General features: G+C 54.0%; 5 protein-coding genes. All 5 read left to right on the top strand.

Going from position 1 to position 4583, the window contains the following annotated elements:
• On the top strand, positions 1 to 1176 hold a 1176-nt coding region (locus KDX37_RS28660), incomplete at its 5' end, for a DUF927 domain-containing protein (RefSeq protein WP_231656564.1).
• 339 nt (positions 1177 to 1515) lie between these two features.
• Positions 1516 to 1824, top strand: a complete 309-nt coding sequence (locus KDX37_RS28665) for a hypothetical protein (RefSeq protein WP_231656565.1) — start codon at positions 1516 to 1518, stop codon at positions 1822 to 1824.
• Positions 1821 to 2423 (top strand): hypothetical protein, encoded by a 603-nt coding sequence (locus KDX37_RS28670; protein WP_231656566.1) that lies wholly within the window; start codon positions 1821 to 1823, stop codon positions 2421 to 2423. The genes KDX37_RS28665 and KDX37_RS28670 overlap by 4 nt, the downstream gene beginning before the upstream one ends.
• A gap of 262 nt (positions 2424 to 2685) precedes the next feature.
• Positions 2686 to 3600: a hypothetical protein gene (locus KDX37_RS28675; RefSeq protein ID WP_231656567.1), complete on the top strand. Its 915-nt coding sequence runs from the start codon at positions 2686 to 2688 to the stop codon at positions 3598 to 3600.
• A gap of 249 nt (positions 3601 to 3849) precedes the next feature.
• The gene (locus KDX37_RS28680) at positions 3850 to 4251 is read left to right on the top strand and encodes a hypothetical protein (protein ID WP_231656568.1); all 402 of its coding nucleotides are present in this window, start codon (positions 3850 to 3852) and stop codon (positions 4249 to 4251) included.
• Positions 4252 to 4583: the final 332 nt, after the last annotated feature.

A 4583-nucleotide genomic window follows, 5' to 3' on the forward strand; every position in this document is an offset into this window, starting at 1 on the left:
AATCCGGTACTGACACTGGCGATCGGCTGCGCACTGGCTGGCCCTCTGCTGAGTCTGGTGGGTGTGCTGGGTGGTGGTGTTCACCTAGTCGGCGACAGCTCGAGTGGCAAGTCATTGGCGCAACTGATCGGATCTTCGGTGTGGGGCGACCCTGGGATATTCGCAGCCAGTTGGGACATGACCAAGGGCGGTCTGGAGATAGAGGCCTCTAGCCGCAACGACACCATGCTGCCGCTGGACGAGATCAAGCGCGCAGATCCCAAGCGTGTGCAGGAAATGGCCTATTCGCTGGCCAACGGTCAGGGCAAAGGCACGATGACCCGCGATCGGGAAGCGCGCGGCAAGCTGAGCTGGCGATTGCTCGCGCTATCGAGTGGCGAGCGATCCCTATCCGAGCACGCGGCCATCAGCGGCAATGCGGCGCACGCCGGTGCTGAGCTGCGCATGGTCGACGTGAACGCCGGTACGCGCACTCACCGCGCCTTCGACGAACTGCATGGCCTGGAGGGTGCCGACTTTCACCGCTTGCTCACCGTGGCAGTGAGCGCGCACCACGGCCATATCGGCCCTGCGTTCGTGGAGCATCTCCTCGCAAGTAATGACCGGCCCGGCCTGCTGGAAGACTTCGCCAGAACCAGAGCGCAGTTCATCGAGGACAACGCCCAGGCCGGGCGCGTGGCAGATCGCTTCGCGGTGATTGCCCTCGCGGGCGAAATGGCCATTGCCTATGGCCTGCTCCCTTGGACGCCCGGTAGCGCTTTGGCCGACTGTCAGTTGCTATACGGCGAATGGCTCAAACAGGTGGGCAGCGGCAATGCCGAGGACAGACAGATCCTGGCTGGCATTCTGGACTTCATCGATAAGCACGGCACCAGCCGATTCTCGGACGTGAACGACCAATTACCCGACACCAAGGTTTTCAACCGGGCGGGCTATTGGGAGTTGTCCGTGGGGAAACGCCTGTACCTGTTCAACAAGTCAGCCATTGTCGAAGCGGCCCACGGACATGGCTTGAGCCGCGTGATAAAGGCGCTGGAGGCCGGTGGGATGCTTGCCAGACGTGACACCGATCGTGAAAGCCGCAAGACGAAGAAATACCGCATCCCAGGTGGAGGTTCGGCCCGCCTGTACGTGATCGATCCAGAGGTCATGGACGGTGAAGGCGGTAGCGCATGAACGAATCGTTCACCCACGAATGCAAGTGCCCGAGTTCACAGGAACCTATTTTCTTGGGGAACAGGGGGAACGGGGGAACAGCCAATATCCACGGGGCCTTGAGCCGTTCCCCCTTATTGAATGTATGGGGAACAGGGGGAACACAAACATGTTTTTGAATATAAGAGCCCCAGCCATTCCGCGCATCTGGTTATCACTGTTCCCCCGTTTTTTGGGTGGGGAACATGTACCCCATCTGAAAGCCCCGGAAACACTGGCTGTTCCCACTGTTCCCCCGTTCCCCCGATTTTTTTTCACAGACACATATGAGCGTCATCTCCAAACCGGGGAGATAGATCAATGAGCCTCCTTTCCGGCCTGCTGGATGGCCTGCCACCACCAGTGTCGGCATCACGACCAAACCCAGCGAACGGCCAGGCTGATCGACCAGTGCTCACTCTGATCGAGCGCGGCAGCCTTCAAACAACACCGGCGCGCACCTACACGCACGCCGCCAAAGCCACGCCAGAGTGGCGACATGCCCGAGACCGGTACATCAGCCACGTCATGGCCTGCCGCAACTGCAGCATGCCGACCGGTCGCCACTGCCCTGTTGGTGCCGAGCTGCGCGCCACTTACGACCAGACGCACATGGAGATAAACCAATGACATCTAGCATTCTCATGAGGCTCTGCAACATCGCCTTGAAGCCAGGTATCAGCGCCAGCACCCAACTGATCACCAGTCGGCGAATCTGCCGAATCGTGGCTGACAGACTTGATTCCATTACTGCTGAGCGGCGGGCCTTTCGCCGCGAGGCAGGCAAACTCAAACCCTTCTTGCCATTCACCAAGCGGGCTATTGCAGATATCGAGCGGCAGGCGTCGGCTCACCGTGAAGTGGAGCGCACTGGAGCAAGAGGCATCCTTACCGGGTTTGGAAAGTCGTTTATGTTCGACCGCGATGGACTGGCCAAAACGCTGGGATTCGACCGAATGTGCGATCTATTGAGCGTGAACGCAGTTCACCGACATCAGGCAGTTGATGACGGTGACACCAGCTTGCGGGGCGTAGCGTTTCTATCACAGCTTGAGGACAGCTCGGCAGGCTACGGTGACGACTGGGGGACCGGCGGGCCGATCTATCGCGCCTGTCACGCCGCAATGATCCAGTTCATCCGGGAATGTCCGGAGGATCAACTACCCGACCTATTCGGGCCTAGTACACCGACCGTTCCAAAAAGGCCTCCCCATCTCACGCTGCATTGACTCAATGACGCTGCTGGAGCCTAACTCTCTTGAATGACCACCAGTGAGTGACGGCTCACTGATTCGTTCGTCCGCGCCATGATTTGGCTTGCTCACGTTTCGTGGCGCATGGCAAAGTGCGCCACACCTCTGGAAGGCTTGATTGTCAGGCTGCAGGTTGCGTCAGAGCCAGGTGATTTATTTACGGCCTGTTCACTCCTAGCCAAGAAGCGCCTCACTCAGTCCAACAAGTCATTTAAAGTAAGCCTTGGAGCAGTATGATATGGAAGTTGGCAGACGCAATAATGATAAACCAAAGCTCAGCGAAGAGCGCTTTTCAATCTCATACGATGCTCCTGAGGATATCCTTGAAAATCACGAAATAGATGCAAAAGAGCTAGGCGATGCTATTCTAGGAATGAGCACACTAATTGAAGAAACTGCAAAGCTAGTCGGCAGGGGTTCTGCAGAAGTAAAGCTTAAGGTAACTACTCCAGCAAAAGAAGGTTCTCTTGTAGTAGCTTTTGCCTTAATGGCAACCCCAGCTACTGCAGCTAAAGTTTTAGCAATTCTCGGGCTAGCGACTCATGCTTCCGTTTTTGCAGGCAGCACGGTTATAGAACTGATAAAAAAAATCAAAAACAGAAAAATAATTTCTGTGATTATTGATGGAGATGATGAGCACGCCACTATAAAAACTACTGATGGCGAGTTCAAGGCCGACAAAACGGTTGCCCGATTAGTAAGCGATGGCAAGGTTCGCGAAGCTCTACATAAAATAGTTCAGGCCCCTCTCACAGGCAAAGAGGGTGCGGTTTTCAAGGTGCTAGACTCAGAAGAAAAACCAGTTATCAGTGTAAATACTGAGGATGTGGATGATTTCTCTAGGCTGCCCGTAGGCTCGCTAGAAGAGATTACGTCGGAAACAATCACTGCCACAGTGACTTTCTCTCAAATCAACTTCGGTTCCAAAAAAGGATGGCGTATCGTGTTACCGGACGGTGATGAGCACCCAGCCACTTTGGCTGATGAAGCTTTTCTTGAGAAGGTGACAAAAAACCAGCAGTCCTTCCAGAAAGAGGATCGTTATCAGGTAAAGTTAAAAACCACAGTTACTCATCGCCCAACGAGATCAACAATTGATCGCATTATAGTTGAAGTAGTTAGAAACTGGGACGCCCCCAACCGGAATCGATGAGACTGCCATGAACCCACAGTATCTAGCGCTTGCTGTAGCGGCAGCTTGCATAATATGGCTTATCCCTTTCACATCAAAGCTCGGGCGCCTCTACGCCACCTACCTCTACCGAAAGTATTTTTTTCGAGAAGACATTTATGTCACTTACAAGGTGGGCGAAGTGATCTCCGCGAGATATTTGATTCGAAAAAATGCGGATGGATCGGTTACTCAAAAGAAACTTTCCGACACGGAAGTGAGTGAAATCCCATGAGCGAGCTTAGCCAGCCCAAACCTCACAGCCTCACCAGCGTAACCGCATCGTTTACCACGCTAATAATCTGCGCCACTTCTTTTATTCCTACGGACTGGCTCACTGCTGAGGCGAAAACAGCACTTCCTATACTCGCCGGGCTAGTCAGCCCATATCTTGCTGCATATGCCATGAAAGGTTTTCAAAAAATTAATTTAGATCCAGATTTAATTTCATATCAGACAAGATTGGAGTCAGATTTGGCTAGACAAAACAAGCTATTGAAAACAAAGAACCTATCAGAAGGTCCACGAAACAAACTCATAGAGCTAAGAGACGATACCATTATCCGACTAGCTACTGCGCATCGAGACTTCAGTAGCGGATCGCTTGCAGTATCTCCTCCATCGCCCGATTAAGCCCAGGCAGGCTGTAGTTTTACCAACTGTTCCGTTCACGCAAGCGCTCCCTGGATCAACTGCTCCGATCAAAGCGCTCAGCCGATGTTTTATGGCCTGGCTCGGCTTCCGGGCCGAGCTCCAAATGCAATTCGGTCACATATACATAGCCCATCACAGACCCAGGGGCCGACCATGCACCACACCACCGATCTGCATCACATCTGTTCAGCAAACACACCAGTGATGTTCGCCGGCCAAACACGACCGGCCAAGGAATGGGCGGTTATCCAAGGGATCAAGTGGCAGGCGCTGAGGATGCGGCGCTATCGAGGTATGAACTGGAGCGAGGC

It is taken from the genome of Pseudomonas californiensis (assembly GCF_021147775.1).
Classification (GTDB): Bacteria; Pseudomonadota; Gammaproteobacteria; order Pseudomonadales; family Pseudomonadaceae; genus Aquipseudomonas; species Aquipseudomonas californiensis.